18 protein-coding genes are annotated in these 15,169 nt (G+C 66.0%); 7 read left to right on the forward strand and 11 right to left on the reverse strand.

What is annotated here, in order from left to right; all coding sequences use genetic code 11:
- Positions 1–14: 14 nt before the first annotated feature.
- Both arsC and JJ918_RS01160 read right to left on the reverse strand, forming a co-directional pair.
- Positions 15–368: an arsenate reductase (glutaredoxin) gene (gene arsC, locus JJ918_RS01155; RefSeq protein ID WP_291882214.1), complete on the reverse strand. Its 354-nt coding sequence runs from the start codon at positions 366–368 to the stop codon at positions 15–17.
- An 84-nt stretch (positions 369–452) separates the two neighbouring features.
- Positions 453–1,301, reverse strand: coding sequence for a CoA ester lyase (locus JJ918_RS01160; protein WP_291882215.1), 849 nt, complete (start codon positions 1,299–1,301; stop codon positions 453–455).
- Positions 1,302–1,356: 55 nt separating this feature from the next.
- On the opposite strand from JJ918_RS01160, the gene JJ918_RS01165 reads away from it, so the two are divergent.
- Complete coding sequence (locus tag JJ918_RS01165) at positions 1,357–2,214, forward strand: PfkB family carbohydrate kinase (RefSeq protein WP_291882217.1); 858 nt, start codon at positions 1,357–1,359, stop codon at positions 2,212–2,214.
- Between the two features lie 65 nt (positions 2,215–2,279).
- Complete coding sequence (locus JJ918_RS01170; RefSeq protein WP_291882220.1) at positions 2,280–3,419, forward strand: serine hydrolase domain-containing protein; 1,140 nt, start codon at positions 2,280–2,282, stop codon at positions 3,417–3,419.
- Between the two features lie 17 nt (positions 3,420–3,436).
- On the opposite strand, the gene JJ918_RS01175 is transcribed toward JJ918_RS01170, so the two are convergent.
- Entirely contained in the window at positions 3,437–3,937 is a 501-nt protein-coding gene (locus JJ918_RS01175; RefSeq protein ID WP_291882223.1) for a hypothetical protein, read from the reverse strand.
- 160 nt (positions 3,938–4,097) lie between these two features.
- On the opposite strand from JJ918_RS01175, the gene JJ918_RS01180 reads away from it, so the two are divergent.
- Positions 4,098–4,427, forward strand: a complete 330-nt coding sequence (locus JJ918_RS01180) for a VOC family protein (protein ID WP_291882226.1) — start codon at positions 4,098–4,100, stop codon at positions 4,425–4,427.
- On the opposite strand, the gene JJ918_RS01185 is transcribed toward JJ918_RS01180, so the two are convergent.
- The 3 genes from JJ918_RS01185 to rarD all read right to left on the reverse strand — a co-directional run bounded on the left by JJ918_RS01185 (position 4,418) and on the right by rarD (position 6,797).
- Positions 4,418–4,813 (reverse strand): VOC family protein, encoded by a 396-nt coding sequence (locus JJ918_RS01185; RefSeq protein ID WP_367277616.1) that lies wholly within the window; start codon positions 4,811–4,813, stop codon positions 4,418–4,420. The genes JJ918_RS01180 and JJ918_RS01185 overlap by 10 nt on opposite strands.
- Positions 4,810–5,775, reverse strand: a complete 966-nt coding sequence (locus tag JJ918_RS01190) for an alpha/beta hydrolase (protein WP_291882232.1) — start codon at positions 5,773–5,775, stop codon at positions 4,810–4,812. The genes JJ918_RS01185 and JJ918_RS01190 overlap by 4 nt, the downstream gene beginning before the upstream one ends.
- 101 nt (positions 5,776–5,876) lie before the next feature.
- Positions 5,877–6,797, reverse strand: a complete 921-nt coding sequence (gene rarD, locus JJ918_RS01195; RefSeq protein WP_291882234.1) for an EamA family transporter RarD — start codon at positions 6,795–6,797, stop codon at positions 5,877–5,879.
- A 163-nt stretch (positions 6,798–6,960) separates the two neighbouring features.
- Here rarD and JJ918_RS01200 point away from each other — a divergent pair, with 163 nt between their 5' ends.
- Entirely contained in the window at positions 6,961–8,967 is a 2,007-nt protein-coding gene (locus JJ918_RS01200) for an acyltransferase (protein WP_291882236.1), read from the forward strand.
- A gap of 6 nt (positions 8,968–8,973) precedes the next feature.
- On the opposite strand, the gene JJ918_RS01205 is transcribed toward JJ918_RS01200, so the two are convergent.
- Both JJ918_RS01205 and JJ918_RS01210 read right to left on the reverse strand, forming a co-directional pair.
- Entirely contained in the window at positions 8,974–9,996 is a 1,023-nt protein-coding gene (locus JJ918_RS01205; protein ID WP_291882238.1) for an aspartate-semialdehyde dehydrogenase, read from the reverse strand.
- A 211-nt stretch (positions 9,997–10,207) separates the two neighbouring features.
- Positions 10,208–10,513, reverse strand: a complete 306-nt coding sequence (locus tag JJ918_RS01210; protein ID WP_291882241.1) for a hypothetical protein — start codon at positions 10,511–10,513, stop codon at positions 10,208–10,210.
- 315 nt (positions 10,514–10,828) lie between these two features.
- On the opposite strand from JJ918_RS01210, the gene JJ918_RS01215 reads away from it, so the two are divergent.
- Positions 10,829–11,041 carry a cold-shock protein gene (locus JJ918_RS01215; RefSeq protein ID WP_271187138.1) on the forward strand — a complete coding sequence of 71 codons (213 nt, stop codon included), beginning with the start codon at positions 10,829–10,831 and terminating at the stop codon, positions 11,039–11,041.
- An 83-nt stretch (positions 11,042–11,124) separates the two neighbouring features.
- Here JJ918_RS01215 and JJ918_RS01220 read toward each other — a convergent pair whose 3' ends face one another.
- A complete protein-coding gene (locus JJ918_RS01220; protein WP_291882248.1) occupies positions 11,125–12,141 on the reverse strand; it encodes a glycerophosphodiester phosphodiesterase family protein in 1,017 nt (338 codons plus the stop codon).
- Positions 12,142–12,203: 62 nt separating this feature from the next.
- Between JJ918_RS01220 and JJ918_RS01225 the strand changes: the two genes are divergently transcribed.
- Complete coding sequence (locus JJ918_RS01225; RefSeq protein ID WP_291882251.1) at positions 12,204–12,743, forward strand: hypothetical protein; 540 nt, start codon at positions 12,204–12,206, stop codon at positions 12,741–12,743.
- Here JJ918_RS01225 and JJ918_RS01230 read toward each other — a convergent pair.
- A complete protein-coding gene (locus tag JJ918_RS01230; protein WP_291882253.1) occupies positions 12,740–12,949 on the reverse strand; it encodes a hypothetical protein in 210 nt (69 codons plus the stop codon). The genes JJ918_RS01225 and JJ918_RS01230 overlap by 4 nt on opposite strands.
- Positions 12,950–13,017: 68 nt before the next feature.
- Between JJ918_RS01230 and JJ918_RS01235 the strand changes: the two genes are divergently transcribed.
- Positions 13,018–14,898: a sodium:proton antiporter gene (locus JJ918_RS01235; protein ID WP_291882256.1), complete on the forward strand. Its 1,881-nt coding sequence runs from the start codon at positions 13,018–13,020 to the stop codon at positions 14,896–14,898.
- Here JJ918_RS01235 and JJ918_RS01240 read toward each other — a convergent pair.
- Positions 14,892–15,080 (reverse strand): hypothetical protein, encoded by a 189-nt coding sequence (locus tag JJ918_RS01240; protein ID WP_291882258.1) that lies wholly within the window; start codon positions 15,078–15,080, stop codon positions 14,892–14,894. The two genes, JJ918_RS01235 and JJ918_RS01240, sit on opposite strands and share 7 nt — an antisense overlap.
- Positions 15,081–15,169 lie beyond the last annotated feature (89 nt).

Consider the following 15,169-nt stretch of genomic DNA (forward strand, 5'->3'; position numbering starts at 1 on the left):
GCGGGACTCCAGCCCTAAAACAATTCCAGCACCTGTTCCGGCGGGCGGCCGATCATGGCCTTGCCGTCGTGGATCACGACGGGGCGTTCGATCAGCTTGGGGTTCTGGGACATCGCCTTGAGAACGGCTTCCTCGTCCTCGACGGCCTTCAGGCCGAGCTCGCGATAGACCGTCTCGTTCTTGCGCAGCCATTCATGCGCCGAGGTGTAGCCGAGCTGTTTCAGCACGGTCTTGAGCTCGGAGACGCTGGGCGCGTCCTCCATGTAATTGCGAACGGTGAGATCGCCGCCGCGCGCCTCGAGCAAGGCCAGCGTCTGACGGGATTTCGAACAGCGCGGATTGTGCCAGATGGTCGTCGAATCGCTCATTTTTCTTCCCTCAAGTCGAGTGATGAAAGCCGGTCTTGCCACTCGACATCAAGTCTTCATCTGCATTTGCCGTCTACGGCAGGGTCATGCGTCATTGTCGCCCGCGGCCGACAGTAGGGCCCGGGCGGCGTCCAGATGCAGGCGTTCCACCATGTCGCCGTCGAGCGAGATCACGCCCTTTCCGGCGTTCTCGGGATCGGCGAAGGCGGCGACAATGCGGGCGGCCCGTTCCAGCTCCGCAGAGGTGGGGCCGAAATACAGATGTGCAAGGTCCACCTGGCCGGGATGGATCAGTGTTTTTCCGTCAAAGCCCAGCGTGCGGCCCTGTTCGGCTTCGGCGCGGAAGCCCTTCGGGTCGCGGAACTGGTTGTAGACGCCGTCCAGCGCGTAAAGCCCGCGGGCCCGCGCGGCGCACACAATGGCGGCCAGGTGCGGCACCAGCGCCAGCCGGGCCTGTTCGGCCGTGCAGCGCAGATCCTTGGCGAGATCATTGGTGCCCGCGATCAGCCCGGCGAGTCCCGTCCCCGTGGCGCTGGCAATTCCGTTGAGATTCATCACGCCCAGCGGCGTCTCGACCATCGCCCAGATCGGGATGGACGTGCCATGCGTGCTCAGGGCGCTGCGGGCAGCATGCAGATCGCCGACCTGGTTGACCTTCGGCAGCACGATCGCGTCGGCCCGGGCCGCTTCACGCATGTCGGCGGCATTCCAGGCGGTGTCGGCGGCGTTGATGCGCACGGCGCGGATGGCGCCGGATGCCGACCAGCTGTCGAGCGCTTCGCCGACGCGGGCGCGAGCCTCGTCCTTTTCTTCCGGACCCACGGCATCTTCCAGATCCAGGATCAGGAGATCGGCGCCGACATGGGCGGCCTTCTCGATGGCGCGGGGCTTGGAGGCGGGAACGAAGAGGGCGGAGCGGATCAGTCGGCGCATGCAGGGTCCGGATGGGGCTTCAGCTCTTGGGAAAATCGGATATAGCATACTTACCATGCCGATGGCGCTGATCCTTTCCAGTCTGGTGGCGGCCTCCCGCGTGGGGGGCGGCGTGTCCGAGCGCGTGCTGAACGCGGCCGGCATCGACACCATGCTCGTGCCCACCGTGCTCTATGGCCGCCAGCCCGGATGGGGGCCGCCCGGCGGCGGGCCGGTGGAACAGGACATGTTCGAGGGCGTGCTCTCCGGCATTTCCGACCAGGGCCTGCTCGATATCACCGATGTCGTGCTGACCGGCTACTTCGCCGATGTCGGGCAGATTTTCGATACGGCGGCGGTGATCGACGTCGTGCGCAAGGGATCGCGGGTCAATCGCGGTGTCCGCGCCTTTGCCCGCGAGCCGATCGTCGTGGTCGACCCGATCATGGGCGATGCACCGGGCGGGCTCTATGTGCCGCCGGCCATCGCTGCGGGTATCAAGGACCAGCTGGTCAGCCGCGCCGATCTTGTGACGCCGAACGCCTTCGAGCTCGGTCATATCACCGGGCGCCAGCTGACCGATCTGGCCTCCATGGTGCGCGCGGCGCGCTCGCTCGACTGCCCGGCGATTGTCACCTCCCTGCCGCGGCACGGGCAGATCGGGGTGATGTATGTCGACAATGACGAGGCCTGGCTGGTCACGCATGAGCGCATCCCCGATGCGCCGAAGGGCACGGGCGATGTGCTGACGGCGGCTTTCGTCGGCGCCATCGTGCACGGGGCCGAACCGAAAGCCGCACTCGAACACGCCGTGGCGGCCACTGTCTCGGTGGTGATGCGGGCGCATGAGTGGAAGGCGCCGGAACTGCCGATTGTCGCTGCTGCCGACGTGCTGCGCCAGCCACTGGTCAGCTATGAGGCCGAGGCAATCTAGGCACGGCTGAGATGCGTCAGTATCGCCCTTGCTCGGGTGCCCCGGAACGGGTTAGCCAGATCGTCATGACCACCGACACCCTCCCCGCCGTTCACGGCTCTGTCGCGCCGGGTTTCGAACCCGTCCGCGACGCGTTTCTCGCCAACTGGTCCGATCAGGACGAGATCGGCGCCGGTTTCGCCCTGCGCATCGATGGCGAGACGGTCGTCGACATTCACGCCGGCTGGGCCGATCGCAAGAAATCGCGGGACTGGCAGGCCGATACGCTGGTGCCGGTCTATTCGACAGGCAAGGCAGTCGCGGCGCTGGTCATGGCCAAGCTCGTCGATCGCGGTCTCCTGCAATACGACGTGCCGGTGGCCGACTACTGGCCGGAATTTGCCGCGGGCGGGAAGTCGCAGGTCACGGTGGCGCAGGCGCTGTCGCACCAGGCCGGCTTGTCGGGGATTGCCGAGGAGATGGATGCGGGCGACTGGTTCGATGCCGCAAAGATCGAGGATCGCCTGGCCCGCCAGGCGCCGCTGTGGGAGCTGGGCACTGGCTCGGGCTATCACCCGGTCACCTTCGGCTTCATCGCCGACGCCCTGGCGCGCCGCACGGACGGCCGGTCGATCGGCGCCATCCTGCGCGAGGACATCTGCGGCCCGGCCGGGATCGACTTGCATGTCGGTCTGCCCGAGAGCGAGCATGCCCGCACCGCCGAACATGCCATGCCGCGCCAGGTGCCCGATCTGGGCGAGCGGACGCGGCCGCGCGAACTGGCCTTCCTGAAGGCCTGGTCTTCGCCCGGCCGCCGCGGCGCCACGGAATGGCGCAAGGCGGAATTCCCCGCCGCCAACGCCCATGCGACCGCGTCTGCCCTGGCGCGCCTGATGGGCGTCTATGCGCTGGACGGCAAGCTGGACAACAAGCGTTTCCTGTCGGCCGCCACGCTGGAGGCTCTGGTGAAGGAGCGCGTCGCCGGCCCTGACAAGGTGCTGCCCTTCGATCTTTCCTGGGCGGCCGGTGTGATGCGCAATACCCGCACGCAGTTCTACGGTCCGACGCCGGAGGCTGTGGGCCATTCCGGCTGGGGCGGGTCCTGCGCTTTCGCCGATCCGGTCCGGCGCCTCACCGGTGCCTATGTGATGAACCGCCAGCAGCACTATCTCGCCGGCGACCCCCGTCCCACCCGCATCATTGAGGCGGTCTACGGGTGCTTGTAGGGCTGGCCCCGGCGGTTCTAGTCGGTCATCTGGAAGACTATCTCGTCCGTCCGCGGGGCATCCGGCCCGTCAAGACAGGCTGGCGGCAGTGCGTAGCGCATCAAAGCATCGCGCGCCGAGGCTTCGAACAGTGCGGCGTCCGGTTCTGACAGGCCGCCCGCGTCGGCAATGCTTGCCTGAATATCTGTCGCCCGCCCGTTATCCTGCCAGGCATAGGTCAGGGTGACACGCACCGGTGCCTTGATCTCGATCTGTGTTCCATCTGGCCGTACGGGCCAGGAGGCTTGAAGATGCGTGCCGTGGAACGAGCAGACGTGCGGCGAATGGAGCGTTTCGGCGAACGTCAGATCGGCCGCCGAAACCTCGAGCGGGTCCGACATGTCCGAGAGGATTTGCGAGCTCAATGACTGTACGCATTGCGTCTCATCAGCGCTCATTGAGGCGGTGTCGGTGATGCCGCAAACGGCGGGCGGCGCGCTGGCCTGGAGAATTCCGGCAATCGCGATCAGGGCAGACATCCCACCAGTCCTTTCGGTTGGGGCCGCGCGAACGGCCAGTGTCGCTGAGCGCAACATGTCGGGGCAATACGGCCCTTGTTCGGCACCAGGCGGTCGCGGTTCAAGTTCGACAACCGGCCCGGCGCCTTCTAGCCTGTCGAGAACAAGGCAGGAGACGCGCATGTATCTGGGACATTTCTCGGTTTCGCTGGCGGTGAAGGATATCCGCAAATCGCTGGCCTTCTACGAGGCGCTGGGGTTTGAAAAGCTTGACGGCGATGTCGAGCAGAACTGGCTGATCCTGAAGAGCGGCGAGGCGAAGATCGGCCTGTTCCAGGGCATGTTCGAAGAGGACCTGCTCACCTTTAACCCGTCCGATGCCCGCGCGCTGGAAAAGGCGCTGAAGGACAAGGGTATCGAGCCGGAAACCGGCACGTCCGGCGATGAGGGGCCGGCGCACTTCGTGCTGAAAGACCCGGACGGCCGCACCATTCTCGTCGATCAGTTCTGAGCGGGTACCGATCCGATCAGGTCCCAGTCATTGCCGTAGAGATCGCGGAAGACCGCGACGCGTCCATAGGCTTCGTCGCGGGGCGGGCGGACGAATTCGACGCCGTTCGCCTGCAGGCGGGCGTAGTCGCGATCGAAGTCCGCCGTTTCCAGAAAGAAACCGACGCGGCCGCCGGCCTGACGGCCGATCGCTTTGGCCTGGTCCGGGTTGGCCGCCCGCGCCAGCAGGAGCTTCGCGCCGCCGGCACCGGGCGAGACGACGACCCAGCGCTTGATGTCCGAAAGCCGCGTATCCTCGATCAGCTCGAAGCCCAGCGCGCCGCAATAATGGGCGATGGCCCGGTCATAATCGTCGACAACGAGGGTGACCTGGAACAGGTGCATCAGTTGCCCGCAGCCGGAAAGCGCCGCTGCAGCCAGTCCAGCATGTGGGCGTTCAGCACTTCCGGGGCTTCCCACATCGTCCAGTGGCCGCAGCCCTCGATGATCTGGAATTCCACATCCTTGCACAGGGCGGGCATCCAGCCGGCCAGCTTCGGTGGCAGCATGAAATCCTTCTCGGCCGACACCATCAGGCAGGGCATGGCAAGCCGGTGGTCGACACCGCCCATGCGCTGCCAGTTGGCGTCGAAATTCCGGTAGAGATTGATGCCCGGTGTGAAGCCCGTGGCGCGATAGGCGCCGGCATAGACGGCGCGGTCTTCCGGGCCGACGACGATCCTGTCTTCCGGACGGTCCTCGAAGCTCTCGAACTGTTTGGGGATGTGGGTGACCTGCGGGTAGAGGTCTTCCGGATCGCCCTCCACCGGGGTTCCGAAGATGAAGGCGAAGAAGTCGTCTTCGCGGCCCTCGAAACGGCTCTCGGCAAAGCCCGGCTCCTGGAAGCGCAGGATGTAGTGATCCTCGCCGCCGATCTGCCGGAAGGTGTTCGTGGGCGGCTCGGCGCCGCGGGGCAGGTGGGGCGTGTTGACGCCGATCACGCCGGCGACCCGCTGCGGTGCCAGCATGGCGGCATGCCAGACGATGATCCCGCCCCAGTCATGGCCGGCGAAAATCGCGGTCTCATGGCCCAGCGCGTCGAGCAGCCCGGTCAGATCGCCCACCAGCGTATCGATATCGTAGGCATCGGCGCCTTCGGGGCAGTCGGACCCGCCGAAACCCCGCAGATCGGGCGCGATCACGCGGTAGCCGGCGCCGGCCAGCACACCGATCTGGTTCTTCCAGGACCAGGCGAGCTCGGGCCAGCCATGGGCCAGGATGAGCGGCTGGCCGTCTTCGGGTCCGGCAAGGTGGACGGCGAGCGTGATGCCGTTCGTGGCGATGCGTGTGGCGGGGGGAAAATCGGTCATCGGGCCTCTCCGGTCCTGAAACCTCTTGGGGATCAGGCGATTATTGTTGCGGCGCAGGAGAGATCAGGGATGCGGCGCGGTCAAGACCGCGGCCGGATGGCCTATTCCGCTTCCGGCTGCGCTTCGGCGGCGATGGCCCGCTTCTTCTGCCGCCGCAGGGTGGAGTAGGCGAACATGCCGACACCGGCCCAGATGAAGGCGAAAGTGACGAGGTGGGAGGCGGTGAAGGTCTCGCCGCCCATCACGCCGATCGCGAACTGCATGGAGGGGGCGATGAATTGCAAAAGGCCCATGGTCGACAGGTGCAGCCCGCGCACGCCGATGGCGTAGAGCAGCAGCGGCACCACCGTCACCAGGCCGGCCGCCATCAGCATCAGCGCCTGTGCGGGACTTTCCTGGAAATGACCCAGCCCGTTCAGCTGCAGGATGGTGAGCCCCACGATCGCGATGGGCAGGTTGAAGGAGGTTTCCCAGAACAGGCCGATCCGGCCGTCAACGGCGGCGACCTTGCGCAGATAGCCATAGGCCGTGAAGGAGGTGGCCAGCGCCAGCGAGATCCACGGCACCTGGCCGACGGCGATGATCTGGTTCGCCACGCCGAGCGCAGCGAGCACGATGGCGGCGATGCGGAACGGGCCGAGCGGTTCGCGCAGGACGATCACGCCGATCGCCACACTCATCAGCGGGTTGATGTAATAGCCCAGCGAAGCCTGCAGCACGTGGCCGGAATTCACCGCGAAGATGAAGATCCACCAGTTGACCGAGATCAGCGCCGCCGTGCCTACCAGGGTCAGGATCGTCCGGCGATCGGCCAGGACGGCCAGGGCCTGGCGCATCTTGCCCGAGACAGCCAGCACCAGGGCCAGGATCGGCACCGCCCAGATAATCCGGTGCATCACGATCTCGAACGGGTTGGCGAAATCCAGTGCCTGGAAGAAGAGCGGCGCCACACCCCAGATGAGATAGCTGGACAGGCCGGCCGCCAGCGCGGGGCGGATGTCGGTATTCGGCTCGGACGACATGCGACACTCCCTCGCGCAGCGTCACCAGCACATAGGATGTGCGTGGTGAGAATGCGACCCGTTTCCTGTGCATGTCTGCCATGCCGGCGGTCACGCGGGGTCATTGCACAAGTGTGCGGATCGATCTTTTGTTACAGGAGCGGGCGCATCGGACGGGGGGATCATGCGGCACAAGACGGACTATCGGCCGGATATCGACGGGCTGCGTGCGATCGCGGTGCTGGCGGTTGTCCTGTTCCATCTGGATATCGAGGCGTTCTCAGGCGGGTTTGTCGGTGTCGACGTCTTCTTCGTGATCTCCGGCTTCCTCATCTCTTCCATCATTGCGGCCAAAGCCGAAGCCGGCCGTTTCTCGTTCCGGGGCTTCTATCTTGGGCGCGTCCGGCGGATCATTCCCCCGCTCGTGGCCACGGTCGCGGTGACCTTCATTGCTTCAGCCTTCATTCTGACCCCGGACGATTTTCAGCGCTTTGCCCGCAGCGCCGTTGCCGCACTCGCCTCTGCATCGAATATCGTCTTCTACCTCGAGGCCGGCTACTGGGACACGGCCTCGGAGCTCAAACCGCTTCTGCACACCTGGTCGCTGGGGGTCGAGGAACAATTCTATCTTGTCTGGCCGGCCGTGATCGTGGGGACGCTGGCGTTGGCCGGGCGCGCGCGCCTTCCCGCGATCCTGGCCGGTATCGCGGTTCTGGGTTTCCTGGCGACGTTGACCTATGGCTGGCGGGACCTGTCGGGTGCCTTCTATCTTTTCCCCTTCCGGATATTCCAGTTCGCCGCAGGCGCGGCCCTGGGATGTCTCGTTCGGCTGGAGGCCTGGCCGCGCCGCCATCCCCCGGGCTGGGCACGGGATGGCGTGTTCCTGGCGGGGCTGGTGTCGGTGCTGGCCAGCGTTCTTCTGTTCGACGGCGAGACGGCCTTTCCCGGCTGGGCGGTGCTCCTGCCGACCTTGGGGGCCGTCGCGCTGCTTCTGTCCGGGAGTTTCACCAACCGGCAGGCCGGACTCGGCCGTGCGATGCTGGAAAACCCGGTCAGTGTCTGGCTCGGCAAGGTCTCCTACGCCCTCTACCTCGTTCACTGGCCGGTCGTCGCGCTTTATCGCTACCGCACCGGGCTGGATCTGACGCCGGTCGAGCAACTGGCGCTGGCCGCCGCGATGCTGGCGGCTGCGGCCGGCCTGCACTACGGGCTGGAGCGGCGCTTCTACCGGCGTGCCGGTCAGGCCGCAGCGACGTTCAGGCTGACACCGGGGGCGTTTGCGCTCCGGACGGTGGCGGTGAGCCTGGTTTTCGCACTTGTGGCGGGACATGCGTGGTTCGCCGGCGGCTGGGCGTGGCGGATACCGGGTCTGTCACTGACGGCGGAACAGATCGAGGCCGGGCAGAGCGCCCGTTTCTCCCGTCAGGACGAGGTCTGCCCGATCGAGGCGTTCTACAGCGGAAATCCGCTGTGTAACCGGCCGGATGCCAGACGTGTCCTGTTTCTCGGGAACTCCCACGAGCCCGATGCCTACAACTTCCTGCTGGGCGGTTTCGGCGGTCAGCCGGGCCTGGAATTTGTTCGCTTCGGCACGACGAATCCGTGCGGCCGCATCGAAATAGCGCCGGGCGGCCGGCTGGTGTCCGACCGGCCGGCCTGTGCGGACAGGCTCGAGGTTCTCAATCGCGACGATTTCCTCGCATCGCTCGACGACCTCGTCTACGCCGTCCGGGGGCCGTTCTGGTCGAACAAGCGTGGTTTTGTCGACCTGCTTGCCTGGCTCAAGGCCCGCAACCCCGACCTTCGCATCATCGTTATGGGCGGGTATTTCTCGACCGATATCCCGTGCGCGAGAATCGTGAACGAGACGGGAGATCCGCGCAATTGCGCCGCGCCGGAGCATGTCGCCGGGTTCGAGGGCAATCCGCAGGACGAGCCGCTCTATGGCGAGGTCATGGCGCTGGCGGATGTGTATATCGACCGGGTGGCCCTGTTGTGCGAGGAGCGCCGGGCAGAAACCTGCCTCACCCGGACACCCGAAGGCATCCCCGTCTTCTATGACGAGCACCACATGTCGCTGGAATTCGCGGAAATGGCGGGCCGGATGTATGCCGGGCAGAACCCGGACCTGTTCGATCCGCCGCAGCCCGCGATACCCGGCACCGCTACGGTGCCGGGCGGCGGGCAATAGCCGGGATCAGCTGTTTTTAAGCAGGCCCTTGTTGAGCAGGCCTTCGGCGATCTGCACGGCGTTCAGGGCGGCGCCCTTGCGCAGATTGTCCGAAACCACCCACAGGGCGAGGCCGTTCTCGACCGTCGGGTCCTCGCGAACGCGCGAGACGAAGGTGGCGAATTCGCCGACGCATTCGACCGGCGTCACGTAGCCCTCGTCCTCATGCTTGTCGATCACCATCAGGCCGGGGCTTTCGCGCAGCAGGGCGCGGGCCTCGTCGGCCGACATCTCGTCTTCCAGCTCCAGATGGGCCGCAATCGAGTGGCCGACAAAGACCGGCACGCGGGCGCAGGTGGCGAAGAGCTTGATCTTCGGATCGAGAATCTTCTTCGTCTCCACCGTCATCTTCCACTCTTCCTTGGTGGCGCCGTCTTCCATGAAGACGTCGATGTGCGGGATGACATTGAAGGCGATCTGCTTGGTGAATTTCTGCGGCGTCGGCTGGTCGTTGACGTAGATGCCCTTGGTCTGGGTCCACAGCTCGTCCATGCCTTCCTGACCAGCGCCGGAGACGGACTGGTAGGTGGCGCAGGAGACGCGCTTGATGCCGACACGGTCGTGGATCGGCTTCAGGGCGACAACGAGCTGGATGGTCGAGCAGTTCGGATTGGCGACAATGCCCTTCTTCTTCACGCCGTCCAGGGCATCCAGATTGACCTCGGGCACCACCAGCGGCACGTCCGGATCCATCCGCCAGGCCGAGGAATTATCGACCACGATGGCGCCGGCCTTGGCGATCTTCGGCGCCCATTCCTTCGACGGCTCACCACCGGCGGACATCAGGACGAGGTCGACCTTGGAATAGTCGAAGGTTTCGACGTCCTGGCATTTCAGCGTCTTCTCTCCATAGGAGAGTTCCACGCCCATGGATTTGCGGGTCGCCAGTGCATAGACCTCATCGGCGGGGAACAGCCGTTCCGCCAGAATGGTGAGCATCTCCTTGCCCACCGCGCCTGTTGCACCGAAAACTGCGACTTTCACGCCCATCTTGACTGACCTTTCAGCATGCCCGGAGTTGATCTCGTGCCGACAGGTGACGCCTTAAACCCCTCATTGAGGCAAGGCTAGGGCGGAGTTCAGGGAAAGCCGGTCTGCGGGCAAATTTTTTCGCCGGCCCGCAGTCTTCCGCCCGGGGCGTGGACGGATCAACTCCGCTTTTGCGGCTTTGTGGAGGGTTCGTGTTGGCTTCGGGGTGCCGCTAGCGCGTCTTCTGCATGCGCAGCCAGATGCGCCAGGCGACGAGGCCGACGAGCAGCAGGACGATCAGGTCGAGCGCGTTGAAGCCGAGGAAGAGTGGCGTGATCAGCCGCTGCAGGACGCCCCAGCGGCCGTCATAGATCGTCTCGCCCTGGCGGGCGAAGCCGATATAGACCGCAACGCCGACCATCAGGGCCGCGCCGAACCCGGCCAGGCGGATCATCGCGCCGGGATTGAAACCGCCGGCGGACTGGCGCTGCCGGTCACGCTGGCGATGGGTGCGGTCGAGAAAGCGGCGTCGGCTCATACCGGCAGGAGTAGGCCATCGCACGGCGGGGTCAAGCCGCACGCTCGGTGGTGGCGTATACGGGCTGTTTCCCGTGCCACAAGAGTTTCATTTGATTTGTGCGTCAATCCGTGCGCATATCCGCGGCGACGGGCGGCCCCAGAGGCCGGACGGAATTCTGATCGCCTACCCGGTGGCGCCTGCAAAGGGGTCACATCGGACACCTAGACTTCAGCCTTCCCCGACTTTCTACGTCCGTAATACCAGTGTCAGGGCGCTGACATTGCATTTTTTCTATGCCCGGACGCAGGGCACGCATTCAAGGGAAGGTTCCCCATGGCCACAGGTACGGTCAAATTCTTCAACCAAAGCAAAGGCTTTGGCTTCATCACCCCGGACGAGGGCGGCAATGACGTCTTCGTGCACATCTCCGCTGTCCAGGCTTCTGGCCTGCCGGGGCTGAACGACGGCCAAAAGGTCTCCTTCGAGACCGAACCGGACCGTCGCGGCAAGGGACCGAAGGCGATCAACCTGCAATACGCCGACTAAGGCGCAGCAGGATCAAAAGATCGAACGGCGTGGAGAGCAATCTCCACGCCGTTTTCTTTTGCCGATTGTTTGCCCGTTGGCGTCTATTCGTCAGCCGGATCGCCGGTCATGGCATCGCGCACGGCCACGGCCGTGGCCGGGAAGTCGGCAAACACGCCGTCGACGCCCAGCCGGTAGACGCGCTCCAGCTCCGTGGCGATATCGACATCCCCGGTCAGCGGGACGTCGTCGCGGAAGGTCCAGGGGTGGACCTCCAGGCCCAGCGCATGGGCGCGGGCGACAAAACCCGTATCCTCACCGGCCTCGGTGATGATCAGGCTCTTGGCCGGCCCGACGGCATCGGCGAAGACGGCCAGATCGTCCAGCGCGACACTCGGCTGCAGCGGGTCGGCGGACGGATCGATTTCCTGCATCGGGAAGACCAGCATGGCCAGCGGCGTGTCGATCTCGGTATTCAGCCGCGCCAGGAAGTCAGGCTCGAAACACTGGATCGTCATCGGCGCATCGGCAGTATCGAGACCGCGCTCGCGCAGGATGCGGACCAGCTCGGGCAGCGGGTCCAGACCGATCGAGACATAATGTCCGGGCACCTTTACCTCGGGCTCGGTGAGCACGCCGTATTCCGCGGCGAGGTCGAGGACCTCCTCGAAGGTCGGGATCAGGAATTCGCCGTTGAAGCCGGCATCGCGCTGGGGCCAGGGCTGGATGGCGCGCAGGGTGCGCAGTTCGGCGAGCGTGAAATCCTCCACCCACCAGTCGGCCCGGCCGTCGAGCTCACGCAGGCGGTCGGCGAATTCGGGCCGGTCGGCAATGTCGGTCGTGGTCGAGAGATAATGATCGTGGCGGGCCACGAGCACGCCGTCGGATGTCATCACCAGATCGGGCTCGATCACATCGGCGCCCTGTGCGATGGCCAGTTCATAGGCTGCCAGCGTGTGTTCCGGCCGTTCGCCGCTGGCGCCGCGATGGGCAATCACGAGCGGCGGTTCGCCGGACAGGGTCTGCCAGGACATCGGCGCTGCCGTGTCTTCCTCGCCGCAGGCGGCGAGTCCGGCGGCCAGTGAAAAGGCCAGTCCGGCCAGAATGATGTGTCGGCGCATCTTCCCCTCCCCGTGCGTTGCGCGGCACACTAGCGCGAGCCCTGCGGCAAGAGGAGTGACAAATGAGCGACAAGTCGCGTTTCGACACACTGACCGAAGCCGCCGAGCGCTATGGCCGGCTGAGCCTGGACAATTATGCCATCGTGCGCAGCGTCGCCGAGAATGTGTCGGCGGGCTTCTGCCGCTATCTCGGCGACGACAAGGGCGTGTGCGTGCATCTCGTGCCGCCGGAGGGTGCCTGGGTGCCCCAGCCCTACCGTTCCGGCGCCTTTTCGGTCTCGGGAACCGGGTTTCTGCCGCTGGGGCCGATCAGTTTCGGCCTGGCCGTGAAGGTGTCGCGCACGGGCGACTGGATCCGGCTTGTGCTGACCTGCGCCAAGAAGGGCCATCACATGGAGATCGCCATTGCCAACGGGCCGGTCTTCGATATCGGCCTGCCGGTCTCGGATACCGAGCTGTTCGACCTCTTCGAGCGGTTGCACGCCCATCTGGTGCGCTGGTTCGGCGATGCCGCCGACCTCTTCGAGCACGGCGATTATGGCGGGCAGTCCATCGGCTTCGACTTCCTGCACAACGATCCGGCCGAAAAGGGCGAGGGCTAGAACGGCCAGGCCGATGCCAGGCCAGCACCGCTCGCGAGTGTAACCGCGAGCCCGGACATCATGCGCCGTCGCAACACGATACCGCCGGCGATCCGGGTTACGGTGGCGAGGTTCGAGGCGCCGATCAGCGTGACCGGTCCACCGATCAGCAGCGCCGCGGCGAATGAAACGAGGGCGAGTTGGATTTCGAGCGGTAGCGTGGTCATGACAGCCTCCCCGACTGTTTGCCGTCACACAGGCGACGGCGGGTTCGAAACGCGCTAACAACGCGTCCATGATCCACACACCGCCTGACCTCACCCTGACCATCGCACTCATCGCCGGTTCAGGCGTCGCCGCGCAATGGCTCGCCTGGCGGCTGCGCTGGCCGTCCATCGTGCTGATGATGGGTGCCGGTCTCTTGCTGGGACCGGTCTTCGCGCTGGTCTCGGGCGCGCCGCTGCTCGATCCGGAAGCGAGTTTCGGCAGTTATCTGCGGCCGATGATCGCCCTGGCGGTCGGCGTGATCCTGTTCGAAGGCGGTATCACCCTGAACTTCCGCGAGCTGCGCGGTGTGTCGAAGCCGGTCTGGCGGCTGGTTCTGCTGGGTGTGCCGCTCAATGGCATTCTGGCGACACTGGCGCTGCACTATGTGGCGGGCCTGGCGCTCGATCTGTCGGCGATGATCGGCGCGCTTTTGACCGTCACCGGGCCGACCGTCGTGCTGCCGCTGCTGCGGCAGGCGAAGCTGCCGCCGCGTATCGCTTCGGTGCTGAAATGGGAAGGCATCGTCAACGACCCGATCGGCGCGCTCGCCGCCGTGTTCGTGTTCGAGGCCGTGCGCCAGACCGCGCTGGGCCAGGACTGGGCCGGTGCGGCCGGGGCGCTGGCCTTCGGCGCGGTGATCGGGGCCGGGCTGGGCATTGCTTTCGGCTTCGGCCTGTCGCGGGCCTTCCGCCGGGGCTGGGTGCCGGAACAGATGAAGGCGCCGCTCGTGCTCGCTTCGGTCCTGGTCTGCTTCTCCTCGGCCGAGGCGCTGGCGCACGAGACTGGCCTGGTCGCCGTGACGGTGTTCGGCCTGGTCGTCGCCAATTCGCGCCTGGCCTCGATCGAGGAGATGCGCCGTTTCAAGGAAGGCATCGCCTCCATCCTTGTCGCGAGCGTTTTTGTAGTCCTCGCTGCAGGGCTGACGCCGTCGGCCCTGGCCGAGCTGAACTGGCGCCACGCCGCCTTCGTGGTGGTGCTGATCCTGCTTGCCCGGCCGCTCGGCATTTTCCTCGCGACCCTGAATTCCGGCCTCAATCTGCGCGAAACCGCCTTTGTCGGCCTGATCGGTCCGCGCGGTGTGGTCGCGGCGGCAACCGCCGGACACCTGGCCGCAGAGCTTGTCGAGGCCGGCCGCGAGGACGCCGCCATCCTGGCGCCGCTGGTCTTTGCGACCGTGTTCGCCAGCGTGGTGGGCTGCGGCTTTGCCGTGACGCCGCTGGCGCGCCTGTTCGGCCTGTCGCAGTCGGGGCCGGAACGCCTCCTGATCGTCGGTGCCAATCCCTGGAGCCTGGGGCTTGCGGGCGTCCTGAAGAAGATCGAGGTGCCGCACACGGTGGCCGATACCAGCTGGCGCCGCCTGCGGGCTGCACGGCTGGACGGGCATGATATCTATTACGGCGAGGTGTTGTCCGAGGCCGCCGAGTGGCGGCTGGAGCCGTCGCGCTTCTCGGCCCTCATCGCGGCCTCCGCCAATGATGCCTACAACGCCCTGGTCTGCATCGACTATGCGCCCGAGCTGGGCCGGTCGCGCGTCTACCAGCTGTCGGCTCATGAGGGGCCGGACGAGGGCGAGCGGGGCGAGGACGATCCCCGCTCAATCGCCTTCACGGCCCGGGGCCGGACCCTGATCCGGCGCGGCCGCGGCTATGACGGTCTGGCACGCGACTGGTGGCGCGGCTGGCGGTTCCGCACGACGCGCCTGACCGAGGAATACCCGCTGTCGCGCTATCTCGAGGACCTCGACGAAAACGCCGACCTCGTTCTGGCGCGCCAGCCGAACGGTACGCTCGTCCTGCTGGGGCCGGGGCGCGAGCCGCCGGACGCGCCGGGAACGGTGATCGTCAGCTTTGCGCCGCCGCGTGACGGGCAGCCGGAGAGCGGCGAACCCGCCGGTCCAGCGCGTCAGTAGTCGGGGAAGTCGTCGACCGGCTGCGAACCGCCGGGGCGGGCGCCCCCGCAATAGGGCCAGTTGTCGGCATTGGGGTCGCCATGGGGGCAGACCGCGTCGCGTCCTTCATAGATCACGCAGCCGGACAGGCTTGCCGCGCCCAGCAGCGCCGCACACACCAGAAACACACGCTTTACGGTCATTGGAAGCACCCCTTGTGGAGCTCCAATGGTGACGTCAGGCGCCGCCCCGCGCAAGCCCGCCTGACCATCAAAAAACGCGCCCCGGATAT

The organism is Maricaulis sp., from assembly GCF_017642925.1.
Taxonomy (GTDB): Bacteria; Pseudomonadota; Alphaproteobacteria; order Caulobacterales; family Maricaulaceae; genus Maricaulis.

Excerpts from the sequence above, each read along its gene's own strand:
- arsC (WP_291882214.1), bottom strand. The coding sequence starts at position 368 with ATGAGCGATTCGACGACCATCTGGCACAATCCGCGCTGTTCGAAATCC.
- JJ918_RS01160 (WP_291882215.1), bottom strand. The coding sequence starts at position 1,301 with ATGCGCCGACTGATCCGCTCCGCCCTCTTCGTTCCCGCCTCCAAGCCC.
- JJ918_RS01165 (WP_291882217.1), top strand. The coding sequence starts at position 1,357 with ATGCCGATGGCGCTGATCCTTTCCAGTCTGGTGGCGGCCTCCCGCGTG.
- JJ918_RS01170 (WP_291882220.1), top strand. The coding sequence starts at position 2,280 with ATGACCACCGACACCCTCCCCGCCGTTCACGGCTCTGTCGCGCCGGGT.
- JJ918_RS01175 (WP_291882223.1), bottom strand. The coding sequence starts at position 3,937 with ATGTCTGCCCTGATCGCGATTGCCGGAATTCTCCAGGCCAGCGCGCCG.
- JJ918_RS01180 (WP_291882226.1), top strand. The coding sequence starts at position 4,098 with ATGTATCTGGGACATTTCTCGGTTTCGCTGGCGGTGAAGGATATCCGC.
- JJ918_RS01190 (WP_291882232.1), bottom strand. The coding sequence starts at position 5,775 with ATGACCGATTTTCCCCCCGCCACACGCATCGCCACGAACGGCATCACG.
- rarD (WP_291882234.1), bottom strand. The coding sequence starts at position 6,797 with ATGTCGTCCGAGCCGAATACCGACATCCGCCCCGCGCTGGCGGCCGGC.
- JJ918_RS01200 (WP_291882236.1), top strand. The coding sequence starts at position 6,961 with ATGCGGCACAAGACGGACTATCGGCCGGATATCGACGGGCTGCGTGCG.
- JJ918_RS01205 (WP_291882238.1), bottom strand. The coding sequence starts at position 9,996 with ATGGGCGTGAAAGTCGCAGTTTTCGGTGCAACAGGCGCGGTGGGCAAG.
- JJ918_RS01210 (WP_291882241.1), bottom strand. The coding sequence starts at position 10,513 with ATGAGCCGACGCCGCTTTCTCGACCGCACCCATCGCCAGCGTGACCGG.
- JJ918_RS01215 (WP_271187138.1), top strand. The coding sequence starts at position 10,829 with ATGGCCACAGGTACGGTCAAATTCTTCAACCAAAGCAAAGGCTTTGGC.
- JJ918_RS01220 (WP_291882248.1), bottom strand. The coding sequence starts at position 12,141 with ATGCGCCGACACATCATTCTGGCCGGACTGGCCTTTTCACTGGCCGCC.
- JJ918_RS01225 (WP_291882251.1), top strand. The coding sequence starts at position 12,204 with ATGAGCGACAAGTCGCGTTTCGACACACTGACCGAAGCCGCCGAGCGC.
- JJ918_RS01230 (WP_291882253.1), bottom strand. The coding sequence starts at position 12,949 with ATGACCACGCTACCGCTCGAAATCCAACTCGCCCTCGTTTCATTCGCC.
- JJ918_RS01235 (WP_291882256.1), top strand. The coding sequence starts at position 13,018 with ATGATCCACACACCGCCTGACCTCACCCTGACCATCGCACTCATCGCC.
- JJ918_RS01240 (WP_291882258.1), bottom strand. The coding sequence starts at position 15,080 with ATGACCGTAAAGCGTGTGTTTCTGGTGTGTGCGGCGCTGCTGGGCGCG.